This is a genomic window from Ramlibacter sp. MAHUQ-53 (genome assembly GCF_052600055.1).
Genome location: NZ_JBQWTS010000006.1, coordinates 101,505 through 126,375, shown reverse-complemented (window position 1 = coordinate 126,375; position 24,871 = coordinate 101,505). Strand labels below are relative to the sequence as shown.

General features: G+C 71.4%; 29 protein-coding genes. 16 read left to right on the top strand and 13 right to left on the bottom strand.

The annotated features are described in order from the left end of the window. Positions 1–2: 2 nt before the first annotated feature. Together ACT80S_RS11030 and ACT80S_RS11025 are read left to right on the top strand one after the other, a co-directional pair. The gene (locus tag ACT80S_RS11030) at positions 3–2,129 is read left to right on the top strand and encodes a hypothetical protein (RefSeq protein WP_377415680.1); all 2,127 of its coding nucleotides are present in this window, start codon (positions 3–5) and stop codon (positions 2,127–2,129) included. Between the two features lie 14 nt (positions 2,130–2,143). Next, positions 2,144–2,803: a hypothetical protein gene (locus ACT80S_RS11025; protein WP_377415679.1), complete on the top strand. Its 660-nt coding sequence runs from the start codon at positions 2,144–2,146 to the stop codon at positions 2,801–2,803. 6 nt (positions 2,804–2,809) lie between these two features. On the opposite strand, the gene ACT80S_RS11020 is transcribed toward ACT80S_RS11025, so the two are convergent. Continuing rightward, positions 2,810–3,373, bottom strand: a complete 564-nt coding sequence (locus ACT80S_RS11020) for a cob(I)yrinic acid a,c-diamide adenosyltransferase (protein ID WP_377415678.1) — start codon at positions 3,371–3,373, stop codon at positions 2,810–2,812. 173 nt (positions 3,374–3,546) lie between these two features. Here ACT80S_RS11020 and ACT80S_RS11015 point away from each other — a divergent pair, with 173 nt between their 5' ends. Continuing rightward, entirely contained in the window at positions 3,547–4,971 is a 1,425-nt protein-coding gene (locus ACT80S_RS11015) for an FAD-binding oxidoreductase (RefSeq protein ID WP_377415677.1), read from the top strand. A gap of 92 nt (positions 4,972–5,063) precedes the next feature. Here ACT80S_RS11015 and ACT80S_RS11010 read toward each other — a convergent pair whose 3' ends face one another. The 8 genes from ACT80S_RS11010 to ACT80S_RS10975 all read right to left on the bottom strand — a co-directional run bounded on the left by ACT80S_RS11010 (position 5,064) and on the right by ACT80S_RS10975 (position 11,388). Further along, complete coding sequence (locus tag ACT80S_RS11010; protein ID WP_377415676.1) at positions 5,064–5,993, bottom strand: ParB/RepB/Spo0J family partition protein; 930 nt, start codon at positions 5,991–5,993, stop codon at positions 5,064–5,066. A 29-nt stretch (positions 5,994–6,022) separates the two neighbouring features. Next, positions 6,023–6,562 carry an RBBP9/YdeN family alpha/beta hydrolase gene (locus ACT80S_RS11005; RefSeq protein ID WP_377415675.1) on the bottom strand — a complete coding sequence of 180 codons (540 nt, stop codon included), beginning with the start codon at positions 6,560–6,562 and terminating at the stop codon, positions 6,023–6,025. 48 nt (positions 6,563–6,610) lie between these two features. Further along, complete coding sequence (locus ACT80S_RS11000) at positions 6,611–7,390, bottom strand: ParA family protein (RefSeq protein ID WP_377415674.1); 780 nt, start codon at positions 7,388–7,390, stop codon at positions 6,611–6,613. Between the two features lie 79 nt (positions 7,391–7,469). Then, positions 7,470–8,084, bottom strand: a complete 615-nt coding sequence (locus tag ACT80S_RS10995) for a LysE family translocator (protein WP_377415673.1) — start codon at positions 8,082–8,084, stop codon at positions 7,470–7,472. Between the two features lie 43 nt (positions 8,085–8,127). After that, positions 8,128–8,784 (bottom strand): 16S rRNA (guanine(527)-N(7))-methyltransferase RsmG, encoded by a 657-nt coding sequence (gene rsmG / locus ACT80S_RS10990; RefSeq protein ID WP_377415672.1) that lies wholly within the window; start codon positions 8,782–8,784, stop codon positions 8,128–8,130. A 26-nt stretch (positions 8,785–8,810) separates the two neighbouring features. Further along, positions 8,811–10,766 (bottom strand): tRNA uridine-5-carboxymethylaminomethyl(34) synthesis enzyme MnmG, encoded by a 1,956-nt coding sequence (gene mnmG, locus ACT80S_RS10985; RefSeq protein WP_377415671.1) that lies wholly within the window; start codon positions 10,764–10,766, stop codon positions 8,811–8,813. A gap of 2 nt (positions 10,767–10,768) precedes the next feature. Continuing rightward, on the bottom strand, positions 10,769–11,188 hold the full coding sequence (locus ACT80S_RS10980) for a type II toxin-antitoxin system VapC family toxin (RefSeq protein WP_377415670.1): 420 nt from the start codon (positions 11,186–11,188) through the stop codon (positions 10,769–10,771). Next, positions 11,188–11,388 (bottom strand): type II toxin-antitoxin system Phd/YefM family antitoxin, encoded by a 201-nt coding sequence (locus ACT80S_RS10975; protein ID WP_377415669.1) that lies wholly within the window; start codon positions 11,386–11,388, stop codon positions 11,188–11,190. Before ACT80S_RS10975 ends, ACT80S_RS10980 begins: the two co-directional genes overlap by 1 nt. Before the next feature lie 124 nt (positions 11,389–11,512). Here ACT80S_RS10975 and ACT80S_RS10970 point away from each other — a divergent pair, with 124 nt between their 5' ends. The 5 genes from ACT80S_RS10970 to ACT80S_RS10950 all read left to right on the top strand — a co-directional run bounded on the left by ACT80S_RS10970 (position 11,513) and on the right by ACT80S_RS10950 (position 15,173). Then, a complete protein-coding gene (locus ACT80S_RS10970) occupies positions 11,513–12,103 on the top strand; it encodes an NADPH-dependent FMN reductase (RefSeq protein WP_377415668.1) in 591 nt (196 codons plus the stop codon). A gap of 5 nt (positions 12,104–12,108) precedes the next feature. After that, on the top strand, positions 12,109–12,390 hold the full coding sequence (locus ACT80S_RS10965) for a YkgJ family cysteine cluster protein (protein ID WP_377415667.1): 282 nt from the start codon (positions 12,109–12,111) through the stop codon (positions 12,388–12,390). Positions 12,391–12,484: 94 nt separating this feature from the next. Continuing rightward, complete coding sequence (locus tag ACT80S_RS10960; protein WP_377415666.1) at positions 12,485–13,378, top strand: DUF4382 domain-containing protein; 894 nt, start codon at positions 12,485–12,487, stop codon at positions 13,376–13,378. A gap of 69 nt (positions 13,379–13,447) precedes the next feature. Beyond that, positions 13,448–14,053, top strand: a complete 606-nt coding sequence (gene gstA / locus ACT80S_RS10955; protein WP_377415665.1) for a glutathione transferase GstA — start codon at positions 13,448–13,450, stop codon at positions 14,051–14,053. 13 nt (positions 14,054–14,066) lie between these two features. After that, positions 14,067–15,173: an alkene reductase gene (locus ACT80S_RS10950; RefSeq protein ID WP_377415664.1), complete on the top strand. Its 1,107-nt coding sequence runs from the start codon at positions 14,067–14,069 to the stop codon at positions 15,171–15,173. 15 nt (positions 15,174–15,188) lie between these two features. Here the strand turns inward: ACT80S_RS10950 and gloA are convergent, their stop codons facing one another. The 3 genes from gloA to ACT80S_RS10935 form a co-directional block, all read right to left on the bottom strand. Beyond that, entirely contained in the window at positions 15,189–15,725 is a 537-nt protein-coding gene (gloA, locus tag ACT80S_RS10945) for a lactoylglutathione lyase (RefSeq protein WP_377415663.1), read from the bottom strand. Between the two features lie 53 nt (positions 15,726–15,778). Then, entirely contained in the window at positions 15,779–16,345 is a 567-nt protein-coding gene (locus ACT80S_RS10940; RefSeq protein ID WP_377415662.1) for a hemerythrin domain-containing protein, read from the bottom strand. Between the two features lie 119 nt (positions 16,346–16,464). Continuing rightward, positions 16,465–18,708 (bottom strand): heavy metal translocating P-type ATPase, encoded by a 2,244-nt coding sequence (locus ACT80S_RS10935; RefSeq protein WP_377415661.1) that lies wholly within the window; start codon positions 18,706–18,708, stop codon positions 16,465–16,467. Positions 18,709–18,810: 102 nt separating this feature from the next. Here ACT80S_RS10935 and ACT80S_RS10930 point away from each other — a divergent pair, with 102 nt between their 5' ends. The 5 genes from ACT80S_RS10930 to ACT80S_RS10910 all read left to right on the top strand — a co-directional run bounded on the left by ACT80S_RS10930 (position 18,811) and on the right by ACT80S_RS10910 (position 21,204). Then, positions 18,811–19,005, top strand: a complete 195-nt coding sequence (locus tag ACT80S_RS10930) for a heavy-metal-associated domain-containing protein (RefSeq protein ID WP_377415660.1) — start codon at positions 18,811–18,813, stop codon at positions 19,003–19,005. Continuing rightward, positions 19,002–19,421, top strand: coding sequence for a Cu(I)-responsive transcriptional regulator (gene cueR / locus ACT80S_RS10925; RefSeq protein ID WP_377415659.1), 420 nt, complete (start codon positions 19,002–19,004; stop codon positions 19,419–19,421). The genes ACT80S_RS10930 and cueR overlap by 4 nt, the downstream gene beginning before the upstream one ends. A gap of 3 nt (positions 19,422–19,424) precedes the next feature. Further along, entirely contained in the window at positions 19,425–19,619 is a 195-nt protein-coding gene (locus ACT80S_RS10920; RefSeq protein WP_377415658.1) for a YgaP family membrane protein, read from the top strand. Between the two features lie 58 nt (positions 19,620–19,677). Further along, a complete protein-coding gene (locus ACT80S_RS10915) occupies positions 19,678–20,532 on the top strand; it encodes a pirin family protein (RefSeq protein WP_377415657.1) in 855 nt (284 codons plus the stop codon). A 138-nt stretch (positions 20,533–20,670) separates the two neighbouring features. Next, positions 20,671–21,204 carry a Spy/CpxP family protein refolding chaperone gene (locus ACT80S_RS10910; protein ID WP_377415656.1) on the top strand — a complete coding sequence of 178 codons (534 nt, stop codon included), beginning with the start codon at positions 20,671–20,673 and terminating at the stop codon, positions 21,202–21,204. Positions 21,205–21,231: 27 nt separating this feature from the next. On the opposite strand, the gene ACT80S_RS10905 is transcribed toward ACT80S_RS10910, so the two are convergent. After that, positions 21,232–21,735, bottom strand: a complete 504-nt coding sequence (locus ACT80S_RS10905) for an acyloxyacyl hydrolase (protein ID WP_377415655.1) — start codon at positions 21,733–21,735, stop codon at positions 21,232–21,234. A 145-nt stretch (positions 21,736–21,880) separates the two neighbouring features. Between ACT80S_RS10905 and ACT80S_RS10900 the strand changes: the two genes are divergently transcribed. From ACT80S_RS10900 to ACT80S_RS10890, 3 genes are read left to right on the top strand one after another with little or no spacing between them, the layout of a single operon-like run. Further along, positions 21,881–22,609: an endonuclease/exonuclease/phosphatase family protein gene (locus tag ACT80S_RS10900; protein ID WP_377415866.1), complete on the top strand. Its 729-nt coding sequence runs from the start codon at positions 21,881–21,883 to the stop codon at positions 22,607–22,609. Beyond that, the gene (gene clsB, locus ACT80S_RS10895) at positions 22,606–23,853 is read left to right on the top strand and encodes a cardiolipin synthase ClsB (protein ID WP_377415654.1); all 1,248 of its coding nucleotides are present in this window, start codon (positions 22,606–22,608) and stop codon (positions 23,851–23,853) included. The genes ACT80S_RS10900 and clsB overlap by 4 nt, the downstream gene beginning before the upstream one ends. Next, a complete protein-coding gene (locus ACT80S_RS10890; protein WP_377415653.1) occupies positions 23,850–24,833 on the top strand; it encodes a lysylphosphatidylglycerol synthase domain-containing protein in 984 nt (327 codons plus the stop codon). Before clsB ends, ACT80S_RS10890 begins: the two co-directional genes overlap by 4 nt. The last annotated feature ends 38 nt before the right edge of the window (positions 24,834–24,871 follow it).

The window sequence follows — 24,871 nt, the reverse complement described above, 5'->3', positions numbered from 1 at the left end:
GCATGGAAGCCCGCACCTTGCATGCCGCCCCCTGGCGGCGATCCGTGATCGCCCTGCTGGTGGCCAGTGGCGCCGCCTGCGCCCAGGCGTCCCAGTTCTTCGTCTTCCCGGTCAAGGAGCTGGAGGGCGTGAGCAACAGCCTGCCGCCCGAGAAGCGCCCGCTGGTCGATCCGCGCGTGCGCCGCCTCATCGACCCCGCGATGCAGGCGTCGATCCTGGAGCACTTCGCGGGCCAGGTGGAACGCGCGTTCCCGGACAGCGTGGTCCACGCCCGCCAGGTGCGCAACGTGCGCTCCGGCGGCGCCTACCGCTACATCAACAACGACAGCCTGGGCTGCGCCGAGGGCTTCAATGTCCCGGTCCAGCAGTCCTATGCCGTGGTGGCGGGGATCACGCGCGCGTCCTGGTACCAGGTGCCGCGGGAGCGGGGCGCGGTCGAACTGCTGGTCCCGATCACGCTGAACCTCCAGCTGGTCAAGCCCGAGAAGGCCAAGGTGGTCTATTCGCTGTCGGAGACGCTGTATTCGCGCTTCCGCTTTGGCTCGGAAGCGGAGCTGCAGGCGAGCACGGCCTCGATCGCGCAGGAGATCGCCAAGGGCCTGGCCAGCCAGGTCTCGGAGCTGGTCAAGGGCCTGCAGGCGGGCTTCAAGCCCAAGGACGCAACGGTCAGGATCGTCGGCCAGTCCCAGGGCGTGTTCGTCGCCGACAAGGGCTTCGAGGCCGGCTTCGTGGTCAATGACGAGGCCGAGGCGGTGAACACCCGGACGGGCCAAACGGTCCTGGTGCGGGTCCTCGGCGCGGAATCGCGCTACGCGATCCTGAAGCCGAGCGAAGGCAGCCTGGCCACCGGCGACGAGCTCACCTTCCAGTTCGGCATGGAGGCGGACGACTCGCGCAAGCCGCGGGTCATGCCCGTGGTCGGCGAGGCCGAGCCCCGGGCTTCCGCGATCGCGGACCTGTTCGCCAAGGACATCGGCGTCCACGCCGGCTTCCAGATCGCCGCCGTCGACGCCAACTTCAAGGACACGCAAGCCAGCATCGAGGCCAAGGCCGCCTGCGTGCCCTGGAGCAAGTTCGCCTCGGTTCGCAAGGATTTCGAGAGCCGGCAGGATGCGCCCGATTTCTTCCTGAGGTTCCAGCACTCGCTGTCCCCGGTCACCCTCGAGGCCGGCGCCGGGGGCGTCGAGACGCGCGAGTCCTTCGCCGCCACGGTGACCGCGCAACTGGTCGACCACGCGGGCCATGTGCTGTTCTCGGAGATGGGCCAGGACTACTACCAACTGGACAAGAAGGGCGGTCGCGGGCTCGACCTCGCCAACGCCTTCGAGGTCTCGCTGAAGAACGCGACGCGGGCCGTCGCGAAGAAGTTCGTGGCCAACGTCAGGTTCCAGCCCGGCGAGTACGAGGTCTCGTCCGCCAGCCGCAACGCCTTCACGGTGCAGGGGTTGGCCCTGCCGCCCGGCACGTCGGTGAGCTTCGACGTCCTGCGTCCGCTGAACGTCCAGGTCCATGGCCAGCAGGCTGCCTGGCGGCTGGCGCTTGGCAGCGGCGCCGGGGAGCCCCGGGCCGAGGGAGACGCGACGGTCTTCTCGTACACACCGCTCGACACCGAGGTGCGCCGGGGCGACCGCGTCGTGATCGCCAACATGCCGCGCAAGGGGCAGGTGCGAATGAGCGAGTGCGAGACGCCCTATGTCGCCCCGGGCTCCATCCCCGCCGGCTTCCTGCTGCCGGTGCTGCAGCACGGCGCCTACAGCGCGGCGAAGCTGCAGGTCGCCCTGGCGGATCCGGCGTTCTACGCGGACGCCAACCGGCTCCTCGACGAAGGCAAGTTCAAGCTGAAGCTGCAGCGCCCCACCGCCACCGAGGTCTGCGTGCGCCCCGGCTACCTGGTCAAGCCGGAGCCGCCCGCCTGCCAGGGCGACAGCTGCGGCTTCGACATGCTGGCCGCCGCGACCGTCATCCTCGAGAAGGGGGCCGAGCGCGTGGCGAACTTCGTCCAGGCAGAGAAGCTGAGCATCAAGGGCGTGGCAATGCCCCAGGTCACCCATTTCGCCGGTTCCAAGGCGATCGAGAGCGTGTCCAAGAACTTGCCAAAACTCATCGAAAAACTCAACGCAACCAAGTGAGCCTACCCATGACCATGAAACGCAGATCCCTCGTGACCGGCGCCGTCGCCCTGACGGCCGCTCCCGCCTTCGCCCAGTTCGGCGGCCTCCTGGGGGGTGCCCGCGGCGGCTCCGGCGGCGGCAATGTCGATGCCGACGTCGCCGCGTTCCTGACCAAGAGCTTCAACATCGAGAAGACGCTGTCCAAGGCCTACCTCGCCATCGCCGCGGCCTACCTGAAGGAAGGCGAGCTGGCCAAGACCCGGACCCTGTTCGAGGAGGTGGGCAAGCTCACCGAGCCGAAGGAGGCCGGCGCCAAGTTCCAGGAAGTCCAGCAAAGCGCGCTCGCCGAACTCAAGCGCCTGGGCGAGAGCAAGGACCTGGAAGCCCAGACCAAGGCCCTGAGCGCCGAGAAGCAGCAGCAGGTCGCCAAGGGCGTGGGCAACTTCCTGCTGGGGGTGTTCCAGTCCAAGGACCTGGTGTCCACCGGCCAGAGCCTCGTCAGCTCCGTGGCGTCCAACCCCATGAGCGTGGGCAAGGTGCTCCCCGTCAAGGACTCGCTGACCCGCCTGGGCCGCGCCGCGGAGCTCGCGGGCGCCACCCTGCCGGCGTTCGTGAACGTCCTCAAGGGCGTGAACGTCAGCGTCGCCCCGGCGTCGACCAGTTCCACCGAGGAGAAGGTCGACTCGATCTGACCGGACTCAGGCCCCGCCGCCGGCGAGCCGCTTGCTTTTCCAGTAAACGTCGTCGCCGCCGTCGAGGCGATTGAGCACCCGCGCCAGCACGAACATCAGGTCCGACAGCCGATTCAGGTACTGGCGCGGCGCATCACGCAGCGGCTCGGCCGCGCCCAGGGCCACGACCGCGCGCTCGGCGCGGCGCGAGACGGTGCGGCACACATGGGCCTGGGCCGCGCCGCGCGTGCCGGCGGGGAGGATGAACTCCTCGAGCCGGGGCAGCGTGGCGTTGTGGTCCTCCAGCGCCTCGTCCAGCGTGATCACCGCCTCGGCCTGCAGCAGCTCGAAGCCGGGAATGGACAGCTCGCCGCCGAGGTTGAACAGCTGGTGCTGCACCTCGACGAGCAGGTCGCGCACCGACTGCGGCATGGGCTCGCACAGGAGCAGGCCGATGTGCGAGTTGAGTTCGTCGACATCTCCCATGGCCTGCACGCGCAGGTGGTTCTTGGCGACCCGGGTGTTGTTTCCCAGGCCCGTGGTGCCATCGTCGCCGGTGCGGGTGGCGATCTGGGTCAGGCGCTTGCCCATGGCGCAGTCTCCGGTTGGTTCGAATTGGAAAGGTGGCATTGTCCTATGCCACCTTGCACGGGGCCGACGCCGGCCCGGGGGCAGCGGGGAGGACCTGGCGCCATCAGGGGCAACCGCAGTACCGCAGCGCGGCCCGGCGAATACACTGGGGCGCTGTTTTTCCCGCCTGCCCCATGAACGCTCCCACCGCCACCTCCCACCTGGTCCCCGAACTCGCGCTGCGCGAGGTCCCGCCGGCACTGATCGAGGCGCTGCAGGCCCGCTTCGGCGCGCAGTGCTCGACGGCCCTGGCGGTACGCGAGCAGCATGGCCGCGACGAGTCGCCCTTCATCGCGCCGCCGCCGGCGGCGGTGGTGTTCGCCGAGTCGACCCAGGACGTGTCCGACGCCGTGCGCCTGGCGGCTGCCCATGACGTGCCAGTGATCCCCTTCGGCGTGGGCTCCTCGCTGGAGGGCCACCTGCTGGCGGTGCAGGGCGGCATCTGCATCGACGTGTCCCGCATGAACCGGGTGCTGTCGGTCAACCCCGAGGACCTCACGGTCACCGTGCAGCCCGGGGTGACGCGCAAGCAACTCAACGAGGCGATCAAGAGCACGGGCCTGTTCTTCCCGATCGACCCGGGCGCCGACGCCTCCCTCGGCGGCATGTGCGCCACCCGCGCCTCGGGCACCAACGCCGTGCGTTACGGCACCATGCGCGAGAACGTGCTGGCGCTCGAGGTGGTCACCGCCTCGGGCGAGGCGATCCGCACCGGCACCCGCGCCAAGAAGTCCTCCGCCGGCTACGACCTGACCCGCCTGTTCGTGGGCAGCGAGGGCACGCTGGGCGTGATGACCGAGATCACCCTGCGCATCTACCCGCTGCCCGAGGCGGTCTCGGCGGCGACCTGCTCCTTCCCCAGCATCGAGGCCGCGGTGCGCACCACCATCGCGGTGATCCAGATGGGCGTGCCCATCGCCCGGGTGGAGCTGATCGACGCGAACACCGTGCGCATGGTGAACGCCCACAGCAAGCTCACGCTGCGCGAGGAGCCGATGCTGCTGATGGAGTTCCACGGCTCGCCGGCCGGCGTCGAGGAGCAGGCCCAGACCGTGCAGGAGATCGCGGCCGACCATGGCGGCAACGCCTTCGAGTGGGCCACCACGCCGGAGGCCCGCACCCGCCTGTGGACGGCCCGCCACAACGCCTACTTCGCCGCGGTGCAGTCGCGCCCCGGCTGCCGCGTCATCTCCACCGACACCTGCGTGCCCATCTCCCGCCTGGCCGACTGCCTGCTCGACTCGGTGGCCGAGGCCGATGCCAGCGGCATCCCCTACTTCCTGGTGGGCCACGTGGGCGACGGCAACTTCCACTTCGGCTACCTGCTGGACCCGAACGCCCCCGCCGAGCACGAGAAGGCCGAGGCGCTGAACCACCAGCTCGTCACCCGCGCCCTCACCCTGGGCGGCACCTGCACCGGCGAGCACGGCGTGGGCCTGCACAAGATGGGCTTCCTGCTGGCCGAGGCCGGCCCGGGGGCGGTGGACATGATGCGCACCATCAAGCGCGCGCTGGACCCGAAGAACATCATGAACCCGGGCAAGATCTTCGCGCTGTAAGCCGGCCCTTTCGCCAAGGACAAAGCCCCGCACTGCGGGGCTTTGTCTTTCCGGGGCCGGCGGGGCCCAGGCGGTCGCGCTCAGCCTGTCGATCAGGCGGTGGCGCGCAGCTTGTCGATCAGGCCGTTGAGCTCGTCCAGCGAGCCGAACTGGATGGACACCTCGCCCATCTCCTCGATGCGGCCGTTGCGCTTCACGCGCTTCTTCACCCGCACCTCGACCTCGGCGGTCAGCAGGTCGGACAGCTCCTCCTCCACCCGCCGCAGGTCGCGCGACTTCTCCTTCTTGGGCTTGGGCGAGACCAGGTTGAACTCGGCGCCGATCTTCTTGACCAGGCTCTCGGCCTCGCGCACCGACAGGCTTTTGGCGGTGATCTGGTGGGCCGCGGTGATCTGGGCGGCCCGCTCCAGGGCCAGCAGGGCGCGGGCATGGCCCATGTCCAGGTCGCCGGCCATGAGCAGGGTCTGCACCGGCTCGGCCAGGTTCAGCAGGCGCAGCAGGTTGGACGCGGCGCTGCGCGAGCGGCCCACCGCCTGGGCGGCCTGCTCGTGGGTCAGCCCGAATTCCTTGACCAGGCGCTGCAGGCCCTGGGCCTCTTCCAGCGGGTTGAGGTCCTCGCGCTGGATGTTCTCGATCAGGGCCATCGCGGCTGCGGCCTCGTCCGGCACCTCGCGCACCAGCACCGGCACGCTGTCCAGCCCGGCCAGGCGGGCCGCGCGGCTGCGGCGCTCGCCGGCAATGATCTCGTACTTGCCGGCGTTCGGCCCGCTCTGCAGCTGGCGCACCAGGATGGGCTGCATGATGCCCTGGGCCTTGATGCTCTCGGCCAGCTCGTAGAGCGCGCCTTCGTCCATCCGCGTGCGCGGCTGGTACTGGCCGGGGACCAGCTCGTCGAGTTTGAGCGAGCCGGTCTGGCCGCCGGCGGGGCCGGCAGCGGGGGCATCGGCCGGGGCGGCGGAGGCCGACGGTCCGAGCAGGGCTTCCAGGCCGCGGCCCAGGCCCTTGGGTTTCTTGGTCACCATCGTGGCGTTTCTTTCTGAGGATCCGGGATTCAGGAGGACATCAGGTCCTGCAGCAGCACATGGCCTTCCGGCCAGCTGCCCAGGCCGGAGTCGGCATTGATGTGGCCCGCGTTGCCGTGGTCCATGCACTGCGCGCCCCAGTCGGCGGCGAATTGGCGGGCGCGAGCGAAGTGGCAGTGCGGGTCGTCCTGGCTGGCCACCAGCACGCTGCGGAATGGCAGGCGCTGCAATGCGATCGGCCGCCAGCTGTGCAGCTGGCCCTGCATGTCCGGCCGCTCGACGTCGCCGGGCGCCACCAGCAGGGCGCCCTTGACGCGGTCGGTGTTGCGGCTGACCGAGGCCCAGGCGGCCACCAGCACGCAGCCCAGGCTGTGGGCCACCAGCACCGCTGGCTCGTCGCACGTGAGCAGGACCTCCTCCAGCCGGGTGATCCAGTCGCCGCGCAGCGGCCGGTCCCAGTCGTGCTGTTCCACGCGCCGGTAGCCGTGGCGCTGCTCCCACAGCGTCTGCCAGTGGGCGGGGCCACTGTTGTGCCAGCCTGGGAGGATCAGGACGTTGGACGGTTTCATGGGGTCAATTCCGGTAGCGAGCGCTCACCTGTCGCATGGAAGTACGGCTCAACGGTATTCCAGGCGGCTGATGCGGGCGACCAGCTCCTTGGCGAAGTCGATGAAGGCCTTGCTGCCGCGCGCCGACGGGTCGAACACCACGCCGGGCAGGCCATAGCTGGGCGCCTCGGCCAGGCGCACGTTGCGCGGGATGACGGCGTCGAACACCTTTTCGCCGAAGTGGCCCTTGAGCTGCTCGCTCACCTGCTGCTGCAGGGTGATCCGCGGGTCGAACATGACGCGCAGCAGGCCGATGACCTGCAGGTCGGGGTTGAGGTTGGCGTGGACCTGCTTGATGGTGTTGACCAGATCGGACAGGCCCTCCAGCGCGAAGTACTCGCACTGCATCGGCACGATCACGCCATGGGCGGCGCACAGGCCGTTGAGCGTGAGCATGGACAGGGAGGGCGGGCAGTCGACCAGGACGATGTCGTAATCGCCGGCCACGGCGGCCAGGGCCTGCTTCAGGCGCTTCTCGCGGCGCTCCAGGCCGACCAGCTCGACCTCGGCACCGGCCAGTTCGCGGTTGGCGCCCAGCACGTCATAGCCACAGCGCTCGGCGCGCACCCGGGCCTCGGCCACGGAAGCGGACTCCAGCAGCACGTCGTAGACCGTGTACTCGATCTCGCGCTTGTCGATGCCCGAGCCCATGGTGGCGTTGCCCTGCGGGTCCAGGTCGATCAGCAGCACCCGCTGGCCGACCTTGGCCAGGCCGGCGGCCAGGTTCACCGTGGTGGTGGTCTTGCCGACCCCGCCCTTCTGGTTCGCGACGCAAAAGATTCGTGCCATGTCAGTCCCGCCCGGCCTGGGCATGAGGGGTTAGTGGTTCTTTACTTGTTACTTGTGGGCGGCCACTCACATGCCACCCCTAACGGCCCAGGGCCAGCTTGAGCCCGAAGCCGATCAGGAAGACGCCCGCCAGCTTTTCCAGCCAGGAGCCGATCCGCGGATTCGCCCGCAGCCGCTCGGCCATGAAATGGGTCAGCAGCACGACGACCAGGCCATAGGCGAAGGTCAGCGCGGCGATGGTCAGGGCCATCGCGCCGAAGGTCACCAGACCCTGGTGGCGGGCCGGATCGACGAAGAGGGGGAAGAAGGCCATGTAGAACACGATGGCCTTCGGGTTGAGCAGGGTGATGACCGCGGCCTGCCGGAAATACTGCCGGGGCTGGATGTTCAGCACGGGCTGGTCGCCCGGCTTGGCGCGCAGCATCCGCAGGCCCAGCCAGGCCAGGTAGGCGGCGCCCAGCCACTGGACGGCATGGAAGGCCGGGGGGAATGCCACCAGCAGCGCGGCCACGCCGGCCACCGCCGCCCAGAGCAGGACCTGGTCCCCGGCGATCACGCCGAGGGTGGCCGCCAGGCCGCCCCGGATGCCCCCCTTGCCGGTGGAGGTGATCAGCGCCAGGTTGCCGGGACCCGGGATGGCGAGGAACAGCACGATGGCCGCGACGAAGGCACCGTAGTCTGCAACGCCGAACATGAAAATCTGGGTTCCCGGAGTGGTCTTGGAGGATGGGCCGAGTTTACGTGAGGCCCTGCTCCCTTTTCAGCCAGACGATGCACCGCTCGGCGTCCACGCCCGGCACCGTCAAGGGTTCCACGTGAAACACCGACACGCCTGCCGGCAGCTCGGCGATCTCGTCGGCCGGATGCTTGCCCTTCATCGCCAGCCAGACACCGCCGTCGGCGAGGGCTCCACCGGACCAGGCCACGAAGTCCGCCAGCGAGGCGAAGGCCCGGGAACTGATCACGTCGTAGGGCCCGGCCAGGTTCTCCACCCGGGCATGGACGCCGCGCAGGTTCGGCAGGCGCAGCGTGACCGCCACCTGCTGGATGAAGGCAGCCTTCTTGCCCACCGTGTCCACGCAATCCACCGCCATGTCCGGGCAGCAGATCGCCAGCACCACGCCCGGCAGGCCCGCGCCGGAGCCGACATCCAGCAGGCGCAGCGCCCGCCCGCCGGCGTGCCGGCGCAGCGGCCCGACCACGGCCAGGCTGTCCAGCAGGTGCAGCCCGAACATCTCGTCCGGGTCGCGCACCGCGGTGAGGTTGTAGACCCGGTTCCACTTCTGGATCAGGCCGAGGTAGGTCAGCAGTTGCGCCTGCCGCCCCTCATCCAGCGCCAGTCCCAGTGCGGCCAGGCCGGCACGCAGCCGACCGGCATACGGCGATTCCGTCATCGCCCCTCCCCTTCCCGCTTCCGGGATCACGCGGCCTCCGGGCCGGCCTGGTTGGCGGCGGCGTCGGCAAAGCCCAGGTACTTGCTCTTCTTCAGGTGGACCAGCAGCAGCGACACGGCCGCCGGGGTCACCCCCGAAATCCGCGACGCCTGCCCCAGGGTCTCGGGGCGGTGCTTGGCCAGCTTCTGGCGGACCTCGATACTCAGCGCCGTCACCTGCATGTAGTCCAGCTCGGCCGGCAGCCGCAGGTTCTCGTAGTAGGCGGCGCGCTCGACCTCGTCCTTCTGGCGCTCGATGTAGCCGGCGTACTTGGCGCCGATCTCGATCTGCTCCACCACGGGCGCGTACAGGTCACCCAGCGTTTCACGTGAAACAGCCGGGGTCGCGTACTTGCCGCCATCCATGCCCACCAGCGACTCGTAGCCCACGCCCGGGCGGCGCAGCAGGTCGCCCAGGTTGTACTCGTGCTCGATGGCCTTGCCCAGCACCCGCTCGGACTCGGCGGCCGGCAGGATGCGCGGGTTCACCCAGGTCGCCTTCAGCCGCTCGGTTTCACGTGAAACAGCGTCACGCTTGCGGTTGAACAGGTCCCAGCGCGCATCGTCCACCAGCCCCAGTCTGCGGCCGGCCTCGGTCAGCCGCATATCGGCGTTGTCCTCGCGCAGCTGCAAGCGGAACTCGGCGCGGCTGGTGAACATCCGGTAGGGCTCGGTCACGCCCTTGGTGATCAGGTCGTCCACCAGCACGCCCAGGTAGGCCTCGTCCCGGCGCGGCACCCAGGCGCCCTCCCCCCGGCACTGCAGCGCGGCGTTGATGCCGGCGAACAGGCCCTGGGCCGCCGCCTCCTCGTAGCCGGTGGTGCCGTTGATCTGGCCGGCGAAGAACAGGCCCTGGATCTGCCGGGTCTCGAAGCTGCTCTTGAGGGAGCGCGGGTCGAAGTAGTCGTACTCGATGGCGTAGCCCGGGCGCAGGATGTGCGCGTTCTCCAGGCCCCTCATCGAGCGCACCAGCGCGTACTGGATGTCGAACGGCAGGCTGGTGGAGATGCCGTTGGGATAGACCTCGTGCGTGGTCAGGCCCTCGGGCTCCAGGAAGATCTGGTGGCTGTCCTTGTCGGCGAAGCGGTTGATCTTGTCCTCGACGCTGGGGCAGTAGCGCGGGCCCACGCCCTCGATCTTGCCGGTGAACATCGGGCTGCGGTCGAAGCCGGAGCGGATGATCTCGTGCGTGCGCTCGTTGGTGTGGGTGATCCAGCAGGGCACCTGCTTCGGGTGCATCGCGGCGTTGCCCATGAAGCTGAACACCGGCACCGGGTCCAGGTCGCCGGGCTGCTCCTCGCACCGGGACCAGTCGATGGTGCGGCCGTCCAGCCGCGGCGGCGTGCCGGTCTTGAGGCGGCCCTGGGGCAGCTTCAGCTCCTTGAGGCGTCCGGACAGCGACACCGCCGGCGGGTCGCCCGCGCGGCCGGCCGCATAGTTCTCCAGGCCGACGTGGATCTTGCCGTCGAGGAAGGTGCCGGCCGTCAGCACCACCGTCCGCGCGCGGAAGCGGATGCCGATCTGCGTGACCGCGCCCACCACCCGGTCGCCCTCGACCATCAGGTCGTCGACGGCCTGCTGGAACAGCGTGAGGTGAGGCTGGTTCTCCAGCCGGCGGCGGATGGCCGCCTTGTAAAGGATGCGGTCGGCCTGGGCGCGGGTGGCGCGCACGGCCGGGCCCTTGGAGCTGTTGAGGATGCGGAACTGGATGCCGCCCTCGTCCGTCGCGATGGCCATGGCGCCGCCCAGCGCGTCGACCTCCTTGACCAGGTGGCCCTTGCCGATGCCGCCGATCGAGGGGTTGCAGCTCATCTGCCCGAGGGTCTCGATGTTGTGGGTCAGCAGCAGGGTCTGGCAGCCCATGCGGGCAGCGGCCAGCGCGGCCTCGGTACCGGCGTGGCCGCCGCCGACGACGATGACGTCGAATTCTTGGGGATACAGCATGGTCAGATCTCGATGCATTCGGTGCGCAAGCCCACGACTTGCGCGGCGGCGGCCTGGCGGCGGTCGGCCGTCACGAACAGGTTGACCCGGGCCGCCTGGGCCGAGCCGATGTGGAGCGCGTCCATCGGGCGCAGCGGCGACAAGGCCATGGCAGCCACCGCCAGGTCCTCGACCGTCCGGGACAGCGGCTCGATCCGGTAGGCGTCGAAGTCCTCGCGCATCCGGGTGTGCACACGGCGGAATTCGGCGTCGCCGAAGGCGCCCTCCCGCCACTGCCGCGTCAGGGCCGACATCAGCTCGGTGAAGCAGTGGGCCGCGAGCACGATGGACGTGGCCCGGCCCTGGAGGGCCAGGACCTGATCCCCCCCGGCCTCGCCGGCATAGCGCTTGAACAGCGCGGAACTGTCGAACAGGACCTTCATCACCAGCCTCCGTCCCGCTCCTCGATGATCATCTCGGCGCCACCCTTGCTCGGAGGCTTGGCGTAGCGGATCGGCTCGAACGGCTGCAGGTAACTCGGCACATCCGCCGACTCCGGACGCACGGGCACCAGCTCCGCCACCGGCTTGCCGTGGCGCAGGATGCGCACACTCTCCCCCTTCTGCTCGACCAGGTCGAGCATCTCGGACACGTGCGCACGGAACTCACTCAGTGACAGGGATTGCATATGTACAAATCTCCATTTATGTACATTGTAAAACCCGTTGCCCTCGTGCCGCCCTCCACCCGTCCGATCCTGTGCTGCAATGAGGGCCATGAAGCTCCTCGTCTTCGCCGGCAGCACCCGCGCCGCCTCCTACAACCGCCAGCTCGCCCGGGCCGTGGCCGAAATGGCGCGGCCCAAGGTGGAGGGGGTGACGCTCCTGGAGCTGTCCGACTATGACCTGCCGCTCTACAACGCCGACCTGGAGGCCCACGCCCGGCCGCCGGCCCAGGTCCAGCTCAAGCAGGTGTTCTTCGACCACGCGGGCTGGATCATCTGCACGCCCGAATACAACGCCAGCTACCCGCCGCTGCTGAAGAACGTGATCGACTGGGTCACCAGCCCGGTCCAGGGCGACCCCACCTGGGGCGACGAATTCCGCGCCAGCCGCGGCAAGGTGGTGGGCATGCTGAGCGCCTCGCCCGGCGCCCTGGGCGGGCTGCGGGCGCAGAGCCACCTTGCCCCGCTGCTGCTCAACATCAAGTGCTGGGTCGCGCCGCGCAACCACGCCCTGGGCAAGGCCGCCGACGCCTTCGACGCCCAGGGCCGGCTGGTGAACGACAAGGCCCGCGCGGCCGTCGAGGCGGTGGTCGACCAGGTCATCGCGGCCGCCACCCGGCTGCAGGGGGCCTGAGCGCCATGGACTGCCGGCCGGGCTGCGGTGCCTGCTGCACCGCCCCCTCGATCACCTCGCCCCTGCCCGGCATGCCCCACGGCAAGCCGGCCGGCGTGCCCTGCGTCCAGCTGGACGCCGACCAGCGCTGCCGCATCTTCGGCCACCCCGACCGTCCCGCCTTCTGCGCCGGGCTGCAGCCCTCGGCCGAGATGTGCGGCACGACCCGGGAGCAGGCCATCACCTGGCTCACCCGCCTGGAAGCGGCGACCCGGCCCGGGAGCGGCCCGGCTCTGTTACAAACCTGACAGGCTTTTCACCAAACAACTCATCCATACGGACCGAGTCAGCATTAAGGTTGCATGGCTGCGACAGCGGCATCCAAGAAGGAGAACGGCAACCATGAATTCCCTCAAGACCCTCACCGGCCTGGCCCTGGCCCTCACGCTCGCCGCCTGCGGCGGCGGCGGCGGCGGCGGCGGGCCCGGCACCGGCACGCTGAATGTCGGCGTGACCGACGCCCCGGTCGACGACGCCACCGCCGTGGTGGTGCAGTTCGATGGCGTGGCCATCAAGCGCGCCGGCGACAACGAACAGGTCATCAACTTCAGCACGCCCCGCACCATCGACCTGCTGGCGCTGCAGGGCGGCAACGCCGCGGCCCTGCTGCAGGGCGCGACCGTCACCGCCGGCCAGTACGAGTGGATGCGCCTGCTGGTCAACGCCACCGGCAACGACCTCGCCTCGTACCTGGAGCAGACCGATGGCACGAAGGTGCCCCTGCGCGTGCCCAGCGGCTCGCAGTCCGGCCTGAAGCTGGTCAGCGGCTTCACCGTGCCCAATGGCGGCACCTCCACCTTCACCATCGACTTCGACCTGCGCAAGTCGATCACCCATCCGCAGTCCGCCGGCAGCCCGTACTTCCTGAAGCCGGCGCTGCGCATCGTGGACAACACGCAGGTCGGCACCGTCTCCGGCACCGTGGGCACCGCCTTCCTGCAGGACGCCAGCTGCCCGGCCACCGGCGCGGTCCGCGTGATCTACGTCTACGCCGGCGCAGGCGCCACGCCCGACGACGTCGGCGGCACCGGCACCCAGCCGGTCACCTCGGCGAACGTGGTCACCACCAACGGCGTGGCCAGCTACACCGCGGCCTTCCTGCCGGCCGGCAGCTACACGCTGGCCTACACCTGCCAGGCGGGCACCGACAACCCCGAGGCGAACGACACGCTGGTCTTCCTCGGCACGCGCACCGTGACCGTGACGGCCAACACCACCACGACCTCGAACTTCTGAGGACGGCGCGGGGCTTCCCGCACGTGGATAGGATCAGGGGTCTTCCACCCCTGACCCTTCCTCCACGCCATGAAGCTGTACTACTCCACCGGTTCCTGCTCGCTCTCGCCCCACATCGTCCTGCGCGAGGCGGGCCTGCCCTTCGAACTGGTGCTGGCGCCCACCAAGACGCACAAGCTGCCCGACGGCAGCAGCTACTACGCCATCAACCCCCTGGGCTACGTGCCCCTGCTGGAGCTCGACGACGGCACCCGCCTGCGCGAAGGCCCGGCGATCGTGCAGTACATCGCCGACCAGGTCCCGCAGAAGAACCTCGCCCCCGCCAACGGCACCCTGCCCCGCTACCGCGTGCAGGAGTGGCTGACCTTCATCAGCACCGAGCTGCACAAGGGCTTCGGGCCGCTGTTCAACGCCGCGGTGCCCGAAGAGGCCAAGGGCGTGTTCCGCGACAAGCTGATCAACCGCCTGCTGTGGGTCGACAGCGAGCTCGCCGGCAAGCAGTACCTCATGGGCGACACCTTCAGCGTCGCCGATGCCTACCTCTACACCGTGAGCCGCTGGGCCGCCGTGATGAAGATCGACCTGTCGGGCATGACGAACCTGATCGCCTTCCAGGAGCGCATGCGGGCCCGCCCCGCAGTCCAGGAAGCCCTGGCCGCCGAAGGCCTGAAGTAACCCCCCCGACCGGATGACGACCCTTTTCGACCCCGCCCGCGCGGGTGACCTCGCGCTGCGCAATCGCATCGTGATGGCGCCCCTGACCCGCAACCGCGCCCCCGGCGCCGTGCCCACGCCGCTGATGGCGACCTACTACGCCCAGCGCGCCAGCGCCGGCCTGATCATTTCCGAGGCAACGCCCGTCAGCCACCAGGGCCAGGGCTATGCCGACGTGCCCGGCTTGTACACGCCGGAACAGGTCGCCGCCTGGAAGCCGGTGACGGACGCCGTCCACGCCCGCGGCGGCCGCATGGTGGTGCAGCTGTGGCACGTGGGCCGCGTCTCCCACACCTCGCTGCAGCCCGGCGGCGCCGCGCCGGTCGCGCCCTCGGCCCTCACCGCCCGGACCAAGACCTACCTGATCGAGAACGGCCAGGGCCGCTTCGAGGACACCTCCGCGCCGCGCGCGCTCGAGGCGGCCGAGCTGCCCGGCATCGTCGACGACTACCGCCACGCCGCGCAGGCCGCCGTCACCGGCGCCGGCTTCGACGGGGTGGAGGTGCATGCCGCCAACGGCTACCTGCTGGACCAGTTCCTCAAGACCGGCAGCAACCAGCGCACCGACGCCTTCGGTGGCTGCGTCGAGAACCGCGCCCGCTTCCCGCTGGAGGTGGTGCGCGCGATCGTGGCCGAGGTCGGCGGCGGCCGCACCGGCATCCGGCTGTCGCCGGTGACGCCGGCCAACGACGTGGTCGACGCCGACCCCCAGCCGTTGTTCGAGTACCTGGTGCGCCAGCTCGCGCCGCTGGGCCTGGCCTATGTGCACGTGATCGAGGGCGCCACCGGCGGCCCGCGCGAGGTCGAGGGGCGCCCCTTCGACTACGAGGCGCTGCGCCGCGCCTACCGCGAGGCCGGCGGCACCGGCGCCTGGATGGTGAACAACGGCTATGACGCCGCCCTCGCCGACCGCGCCCTCGCACGGGGCGCCGACCTGGTGGCCTTCGGCCGGCCCTTCATCGCCAACCCCGACCTGGTGGAGCGGCTGCAGCGCGGCGCGCCGTGGAACGAGGGAGACCGCAGCACCTTCTACGGCGGCGGCGAGAAGGGCTACACCGACTACCCGACGCTCGCCGGGTAAGCCGCCTGCGCAGGCTCAGCGCCCCAGCCCGGCGAGCAGCTCGGGCTGGACGATCTCGATCCAGTAGCCGTCCGGGTCCTTGATGAAGGCCACGTCACGCAGCTTGCCCTGCTCGGGGCGCTTGACGTAGGCCACACCCTGCTCGTCGAACCACGCCACTGCCGCCGCGAGGTCCGGCACCGAGAAGCAGATGTGGCCAAAGCCCTGGGGCTGGGCGTTGCCGTCGTGGTACTTGAAGCCGGGGTCGGACTCGGTGCCCCAGTTGTGCGTGAGCTCCAGCAGCCCGCGCTGGCGGAAGGTCCACACGGTGCGCTCGCCGACCTCCTCGGGGATGGCCTCGCCGTCGTCGACGCGGGCCAGGAAGTACAGGCTGAACTTCATCTCGGGGAAGTCGAGCTTGCGCAGCAGGCGCATGCCCATCACGCCGGTGTAGAAGGCCAGCGAGACCGCCGGGTCCTTCACGCGCAGCATGGAATGGTTCAGCGTGAAGCCGCGGCTGGCCGCGGGGCGCGCGGCGCTCACGCCGGGCTGTTGTTCAGTGTCGAAGGCCATGGAAGCAGGTCGCGAAAAAAGGCGCGCAGTCTACCTGCGCGGGCCCTTCCCGGTCAGTCCGGGGTCTTGACCAGGATGCGGGCGAACAGGCGCTCGTAGCCCGGCTGCGGCCCGCCCGCGGCCAGCGGGTCGGTGTGGCCGCGGAAGGCGGCGTCGAGCTCGGCGACCACCTCACGCGGCAGCTCGCGTTCGGCCACCGGCAGCAGCTGCACCTCCTCCACCCGCATGTGGTCCAGGTAGAAGCGCAGGTAGGTCTGCGCCGCCTGCTCGAAGGCCTCGCGCCGCGGCTCGCCGAGCAGCTCCCAGGCGAGCAGCAGGTGCTGCAGCTCGCGCACGCGGCCCTCGCCCTGCAGGTGGTCGGTCTCGAGACGGCGGATCACCGGCATCAGCTCGGGCAGGTGCCGCACGATCTTCGGGAACAGCAGGTCCGACTCCTTCGGGTGGTGCCGGCGCTCGGGAAACTCGTCGATGTAGAACAGCATCGCGCGCAGCCGGTCGAAGAAGTCCTCGGGCGCATCGCCCGGGCCGCGCTCGATCAGCCGCGCCATCGCCCGCAGCACCGCCGACACCGCGGCGTGCTCGTCGCGAATGATCTGGAAGGCGGTCTGTGCGGGAGGCATGGCGCGCAGCTTCCCACGCGCGCTGCGAACCTTCGTTGACCCAGGTCAACGCCCTGCGGGCCTGGAGGCCGCGAGCGCGCACGGCGCGCCCCGGCAGGCCGTGCGTGCGGCCGGTTCGTTCACGGCGTCTCGCGCCAGCGGCGCAGCGTCAGCGCGTTGGCCATCACGCTCACGCTGGACAGCGCCATCGCCGCGCCCGCCACCACCGGGCTCAGGAAGCCCAGCGCCGCCAGCGGGATGCCGGCCACGTTGTAGGCGAAGGCCCAGAACAGGTTCTGGCGGATCTTGCGCACCGTGCGGCCCGAGATGTCGAGCGCGCCCGCCACCAGGCGCACGTCACCGCGCATCAGCGTGATGCCGGCGGCGTGCATGGCCACGTCGGTGCCGGTGGCCATGGCCAGGCCCACGTCGGCGGCGGCCAGCGCGGGCGCGTCGTTCACGCCGTCGCCCACCATCGCCACCACATGCCGCTCCTCGTGCCCGCCCCCGCGCAGCGCCGCGACGCGGGCGGCCTTGTCGCCGGGCAGCACCTCGGCCATCACCTCGTCCGCGGCGAGGCCGAGGCGGCGGCCCATCGCGAGCGCCGCGGCGCGGTTGTCGCCGGAGATCATCACCAGCCGCAGCCCGCGCGCGCGCAGCGCCGCCAGCGCCTCCTTCGCCTCCGGCTTGGGCTCGTCGGCAAAGGCCATGAGGGCGCGCGGCGCCAGGCCGGCGGTGGTGCGCTCCAGCATCACCGACACCGTGGCGCCGTCCTGCTGCAGGCCCTGCAGCGCTGCGTCCAGCGCGGACAGGTCCACGCCCAGCTCCTGCATCCAGCGCACGCTGCCGATGAGGAAGCTGCGCACGCCGACCTCGCCCTCGGTGCCGCGGCCGGCCACCGCGCGCACGCCCGCGGGCGCCGGCACGGCCAGGCCGCGCTCGCGCGCCGCGGCCACCACGGCACGCGCCAGCGGGTGCTCGCTGCCCCCCTGCAGGCTGGCCGCGGCGGTGAGCGCCTCGGCCTCGTCGCAGCCCGGCGCGGGCACGAAGGCCACCAGGCGCGGGCGGCCCACGGTCAGCGTGCCGGTCTTGTCGAAGGCCACGGTGTCGACGCGGTGCGCCAGCTCCAGCGCCTGCGCGTCCTTGATCAGGATGCCGTGGCGCGCGGCCACGCCGGTGCCGGCCATGATCGCCGCCGGCGTGGCCAGTCCCAGGGCGCAGGGGCAGGCGATCACCATCACCGCCACCGCATGGATCAGGGCGGCCTCCAGGCCGCCACCGGCCAGCAGCCAGCCGCCCAGCGTGAGGAAGGCGACCCCGATCACCACCGGCACGAACACCGCCGAGACCTGGTCCACCAGCCGCTGGATCGGGGCCTTGGCGGCCTGAGCGTCCTCCACCAGCCGGATGATCTTGGCCAGCACCGTCTCCTGGCCCACCGCGTCGGCGCGCATCACGAAGCGGCCCTCGGCGTTGATGCTGCCGCCGGTCACGCGCGCGCCGGCGGCCTTGGCCACGGGCAGGGGCTCGCCGGTGAGCATGGACTCGTCCACATGGGTCTCCCCCTCCTCGATCGCGCCGTCGGCCGGCACGCGCTCGCCGGGGCGCACCACCAGTCGGTCGCCGGCCAGCACCTCGGCCAGCGGCAGGTCGGCCTCGCTGCCGTCACGCTGGACCACGTGCGCCACCTCGGGCCGCAGCGCCTGCAGCGCGCGGATCGCGGCGGTGGTCTGGCGCTTGGCGCGCGCCTCCAGCCACTTGCCCAGGAGCACCAGGGCCACCACCACCGCCGAGGCCTCGAAGTACAGGTGCTGCGAGCCGGCGGCCAGCCACATCCACATCGACAGGCCCCAGCCCGCCGAGGTGCCCAGGGCGACCAGCAGGTCCATGTTGCCGCTGCCCGCGCGCAGCGCGTGCCAGCCGGCCACGTAGAAGCGCGCGCCGAGCCAGAACTGCACCGGCGTGGCCAGCGCGAACTGCAGCCAGGCCGGCAGCATCCAGTGGCGGCCCGCCAGGTCGGCGAACATGGGCAGCACCAGCGGCAGCGACAGCGCCAGCGCCAGGCCCACCGGCGCGAAGCCGGCCCAGGGCGAGGCCTCGTCGGCCAGCGCCGCCTCGGGCGAGCGCGGCTCGTAGCCGGCATTGCGCACGGCGCGCCGGATCTGCGCCTCCATGTCGGGGCCGGGCGCGTAGGTCACGCGCGCCGACTCGGTGGCCAGGTTGACGCTGGCCTCCTGAACGCCGGGCAGCTTGCGCAGGGCGCGCTCGACGCGGCCGACGCAGGAGGCGCAGGTCATGCCGCCCACGCCGAGGTCGAGCGTGGCGGGGGAATCGGGCAGGGAGGTGGTGGCGGTCATGGTGGTCAGCTTGAACCTTGCCATCATGGAAAGGTCAAGGGTTGACCTTTGTCAAGCACGGGGCTTGACCTTCCCACTGTGGGAAGGATCATCCTCCACACCATTCAGGCATCTTCCAGGAGCAACATGATGAACCAGACTTTCCAGGTCCAGGGCATGACCTGCGGCCACTGCGAGCGCGCGGTGACGCAGGCGGTCAAGGCGGTGGACCCGGCCGCCGAGGTGAAGATCGACCGCCCCGCCGGCAAGGTCGACGTGCAGACCGAGAAGCCCCGCGAGGCGATCGCCCAGGCCATCGCCGAAGAGGGCTACGCCGTCCAATGAACATCGGCGAGGCGGCCCGCCTCTCGGGCGTGTCCGCGAAGATGGTGCGGCACTACGAGGCGCTCGGCCTGCTGCCCGCGGTGGCACGCAGCGACAGCGGCTACCGGCTGTACGGCGAGGCCGAGGTCCACACGCTGCGCTTCATCAAGCGCGCCCGCGAGCTCGGCTTCTCGATGGACGAGATCGCCGAGCTGGTGGGCCTGTGGCGCAACCGCCGACGGGCCAGCGCCAGCGTGCGCCGCATCGCGCAGAAGCACGCCGACGACCTCGCCGCCCGCATCGAGGCGCTGCAGTCCATGCAGCGCACGCTGCAGACCCTGATCACCTGCTGCCAGGGCGACGACCGCCCCGACTGCCCCATCCTCGACGACCTGTCGGGGCTCCCCGCCCCCTGTTCCCACCACGAGAAGGAGTGAACCATGAACCGCAACGTCGGCGGCATCGACCGCATCCTGCGCATCGTCATCGGCCTGGGGCTCGTCGCCGCAGCGGCCACCGGGGCCATCGGCGCCTGGGGCTGGCTGGGCCTGCTGCCCCTGGCCACCGGCCTCGTCGGCTGGTGCCCGCCCTACGGCCTCCTGGGCATCAACACCTGCAAGACCCGCCCCGAGTAGGGAGAGTGCCGGCGCGGCCGGCGGGCACGGGACGAATGGTGGTGAAATCCACCTCACCATGAACACCGTCACCCAACCCCGCCACGTCGAGCGCCTCGTGGCCGGCCAGGCCACCCAGGATGGCGCGGGCGTCAAGCTCACGCGCGTGCTCACGCAGGACCTGCAGCTGCGGCTCGACCCGTTCCTGATGCTGGACAACTTCGCCAGCGACGACCCCGACGACTACGGCGCGGGCTTCCCCGACCATCCCCACCGCGGCTTCGAGACCGTGACCTACATGATCGCGGGCCGCATGCGCCACCGGGACAGCGCGGGCCACGAGGGCCTGCTGCAGAACGGCGGCGTGCAGTGGATGACGGCCGGCCGCGGCCTCGTGCACAGCGAGATGCCCGAGCAGGAGCACGGCGTGATGGAGGGCTTCCAGCTGTGGCTGAACCTCCCCGGCAAGGACAAGCTGTGCGACCCCTGGTACCGCGACATCCAGGCGCCCGAGGTGCCCGGCTTCGCCACCGCCGAGGGCGTGCAGGTGCGCGTGATCGCCGGCGAGAGCCACGGCACCACCGGCGCGGTGCAGCGCGCCCACACGGAGCCGCTGTACCTGGACCTGCAGTTCCCCGCCACCCCCGGCCTGTCCTTCGCGCAGCCGCTGCCGGCGGGCCACAACGCCTTCGCCTACGTCTACCGCGGCGCCCTGGAGGTCGGGGGCACCGCGGTGCCGCTGCACCGCATGGCCATCCTCGCCAACGAGGGCGACGGCGTGGTGCTGCGCGCCACCGAGCCGGGCACCCGCGCGCTGCTGATCGCGGGCCGCCCGCTGCGCGAGCCGATCGCGCAGTACGGCCCCTTCGTGATGAACACGCGCGACGAGTTGATCCAGGCCGTCGAGGATTTCCGCAACGGCCGCCTGGGCTGAGGCGGGAGCCGGCGCGCCCCGGGCGGGCTCGGCGGGACGGGCCGGCGCAGCGGATTTACACAGCCGCAACACGCGGCCCATCGTGGCTTCACGGACGGCGCGCACAGTCGCTCCATCACAGTCCCGAAGGAGCTTCCGATGAAACACCTGCGTACCCCCCTGGCCCTCGCCGCCCTGCTCGCCGCCCTCGCGGCGCACGCCCAGGCGCCCGCCGGCAACCCGCCCCCGATGCCCCTGCACGGCGCCTCCGGCATGCCCGGCCCCGGCGGCATGCACGGCGCGATGCGGGACCCGGCCCGCCTGCAGCAGCGGCACGAGCAGCGCCTGGCCACCCTCAAGCAGTCGCTGCAGCTGGCCCCGGCCCAGGAAGGCGCCTGGAATGAGTTCGCCAGCGCCATGCGCCCGCCGCAGAACCCGCCCGCGCGCCCCGACCGCGACGCCCTGGCCCAGCTGACCACGCCCGAGCGCATCGAGCGCATGAAGACCGTGCGCCAGCAGCGCCAGGCCGAGATGGACCGCCGCGCCCAGGCCACGCTGGCCTTCTACGGCGCGCTGAACGCCGACCAGAAGAAGCGCTTCGACGAGCAGACCGCGCGGGCCTTCATGGGCCATCGCGGCGAGGGCCACGGCCCCGGCCACCACCACGGCGGCCACCACCACCCCCGCGGCTGACCCCGCGGCCCGGCGAGGCCCGCCGGCTCAGAACGCTGCCGTCCAGCGCAGCACGAGCCGGTCCTCGCCCGGGTTGGGCTTGCGCAGGCCCGCGTTCGACACGTGGGCATAGCGCAGGCTCAGCGTCTGCCCCGGCGCGAGCTGCCAGCCGATGGCGACGACATCCTCGAAATTCCAGCGCGAACGCGTGAACGGCGAGCGCGCCCCGCTGCGGCGGTCATGCACCGCCAGCCCGATCCCCGCCTCCACGAACCAGCCCGCGGCCGGCGACGGCGTCCAGCGCAGCACCGGCAGCAGCGTGAGCTGCGTGGACTGTCCCTGCACCTGCGACGACGCGGCCGACCACCAGCGGCTCAGCGCCACCTCGGTGGCGCCGCGCAGGCCGCGCGGCGTGCGCACCGCCGTCCACTCCCGGCGCAGGCCCACGCCCGCCACCCGCGCCTGCCGGCCGGTGCGCCCGGCCTCGAGATACCAGGCCAGGGGCGCGGCATCGGCGGCGGCCAGGGGGGGTGGGGGAGCCGGGGCATCCATGCGGCCACGCTAGCGCGCGCCGCGCCACCGCGTGGCAGACCGCGCCGTCGATTCGCGGGCGCGGCGTCCTACAGCCAGCGCCGGGCACGCTCCCTACAACCGGCACGTGCACCGCGACGATCCGTTTCCCCTGGTGCTGACCGTGATGACGGTCAACATCCACAAGGGCTTCAGCTTCTTCAACCGCAAGTTCATCCTGCCCGAGCTGCGCGACGCGGTGCGCAAGGTCGGCGCCGACATCGTCTTCCTGCAGGAGGTGCAGGGCACCCACGAGGAACATGCGCGCCGCTTCAGCGGCTGGCCCGAGGCGCCGCACTACGAGTTCATGGCCGACGACCTCTGGCCGCAGTACGCCTACGGCCGCAACGTCTCCCACCCCCAGGGCCACCACGGCAACGCGGTGATGTCCAAGTTCCCCATCGTCCACGACCGCAACCACGACGTCTCGGTCGCCGGGCCCGAGAAGCGCGGCCTGCTGCATTGCGTGCTGCGGGTGCCCGGTCAGGGCATCGACGTGCACGTGATCTGCGTCCACCTGGGCCTGATGGAGGCCCACCGCCAGGCGCAGCTGCAGCGCCTGTGCGCCATGGTGCGCGGCGAGGTGCCGGACAACGCGCCCCTGGTGGTGGCCGGCGACTTCAACGACTGGCGCCGCCGCGCCGACGCCGTGCTCTGGAAGGGCGCGGGGCTGCGCGAGGTCTTCGTCACCGCCTACGGCATGCCGGCCCGCACCTTCCCCGCGCGCCTGCCGCTGCTGTGCCTGGACCGCATCTACGTGCGCAACGCCTCGGTGCACCTGCCGGTGGTGCTGCCCCGCAAGCCCTGGTCGCACCTGTCGGACCATGCGCCGCTGGCGGCGGAGATCCACCTGTGAGCGGCAACGGGCGCCGATGGCTGCCGGGCAACGACTTCCGGCTGCTGGAGAACGGCGAGGCCTTCTTCCCGCGCGTGCTCGAGGCGATCGCCCAGGCGCGGCGCGAGGTGGTGATCGAGACCTTCATCCTGTTCGAGGACGCGGTCGGCCGGCGCCTGCACGCGGCCCTGGTGGACGCGGCGCGGCGCGGCGTGCAGGTGGACCTGACCATCGACGGCTGGGGCTCGCCGGACCTGTCGGACCAGTTCGTGCGCACCCTGGCCGCGGCCGGCGCGCGCCTGCATGTCTTCGACCCCGGCCCGCGGCCCTTCGGCTGGCGGCCCAAGGCGCTGCGCCGCCTGCACCGCAAGATCGTGGTGGTCGATGGCCGGCTCGCCTTCGTCGGTGGCATCAACTTCGCGGTGGACCAGCTCACCGCCTACGGCCCCGAGGCCAAGCAGGACTGGGCGGTGGAAGTGCGCGGCCCCCTCGTCGCGGTGATCCACCGCTTCACCCACGCGGCCCTGGCCGAGGGCCAGCGCCACCAGCGCCTGCGCGGGTGGTGGCGGCGGCGCCGGCAGCTGCGCCAGCCGCCGCAGGCGCTGCCCGAGGCCGGCACGGCGCAGGCGCTGTTCGTCACCCGCGACAACGTCCGCCACCCCGACGACATCGAGCGCCTCTACCGCATCGCCATCCGCGCGGCGCGCCGGCGGGTGGTGATCGCCAATGCCTACTTCTTCCCCGGCTACCGGCTGGTGCGCGAGCTGCGCAACGCGGCGCGGCGCGGCGTGGACGTGCGCCTCATCCTGCAGGGGCAGCCCGACATGCCCTTCGCCCGGACCGCGGCGAGCACGCTGTACGGCCACCTGCTGCAGGCCGGCGTGCGCATCTTCGAATACCGCGAGCGGCCGCTGCACGGCAAGGTGGCCCTGGCCGACGAGGAGTGGGCCACGGTGGGCTCGAGCAACCTCGACCCCCTGAGCCTGGCCCTGAACCTCGAGGCCAACGTGATGATCCGCGACCGCGCCTTCAACGCCGACCTGCACGCGCAGCTCGACCGCCTGATGCGCGAGCAGTGCGCCGAGGTCGACCCCGCCGGCCTGGGCCCGGTGCGCGGGCTGGCCCTGGTGCGCAGCTACCTGGCGTTCCACGTGATGCGCAAGTTCGCGCGCTGGGCGCGCTGGCTGCCGCGCCACGCGCCACAGCTCAAGGCCGCGGTCGACGGCCGCCTCACCCCGCCGCTGCCGGCGCGCGGGCCGCGATGAACGCGCCGGCCCGCGCGCTCGGGCGCTGGCTGCGGCGCGAGGGGCTGCGCACGCTGACCTGGCTGTTCTTCGCGGTGGTCGCCGTGTTCACCGTGCGCTACGCCCTCACCATCGACTGGCGCGAAGTCGGCCGCGGCATCGCCGCCACGCCGCGGCGCGTGCTCGCCCAGGCTGCCGGGGTGGCCGCCGCCAGCCACGCCCTCTACAGCTGCTTCGACCTGGTCGGCCGCCACCACACCGGCCACGGCCTGCCGGTGCGGCGGGTGATGGCGGTGAACTTCATCAGCTACGCCTTCAACCTGAACCTCGGCTCGCTGGTCGGCGCGGTGGCGCTGCGCGTGCGCCTGTACACCCGCCTGGGCCTGGCGCCGGGCGTGATCGGCCAGGTGCTGGCCCTGAGCGTGCTGACCAACTGGCTGGGGTACTTCGCGCTCGGCGGCGCCGTCTTCCTCCTCGCGCCGCCGCCGCTGCCGCCGGACTGGGCGCTGGGCGCCGCCGGCCTGCGCGCCCTGGGCGCCGGCCTGCTCCTGGTCGCCGCGGCCTACCTGGCGCTGTGCCTGCGCGCGCAGCGGCGCGATTTCCGCCGCTTCCACCTGCGCGGCCACCTGCTGGTGCTGCCCGCGCCGCGCATGGCCTGGCTGCAGCTCGGCCTGTCGTGCGCCAACTGGTCGCTGATGGCGCTGCTCCTCACGGTGCTGCTGCAGGGCCGCCTGCCCTATGCCACGGTGCTGGCGGTGCTGCTGCTGGCCGCCATCGCCGGGGCGGCCTCCCATGTGCCGGCGGGCCTGGGGGTGCTGGAGGCGGTGTTCGTCGCGCTGCTGTCGCACCGCGTCCCGGTGCCCCAGCTGCTGGCCGCGCTGCTGGCCTACCGCGCGCTGTACTACCTGGTGCCGTGGGCCCTGGCCGCGGGCCTGTACCCCGTGCTGGAACGGCGCGCCGCGGCTGCTGAAAACACAGGCAGCCGCAGCCCGAGCGGTTAAGATTGGCAGGCTTATCCGCAAGGCCCCGGCCACCTTCC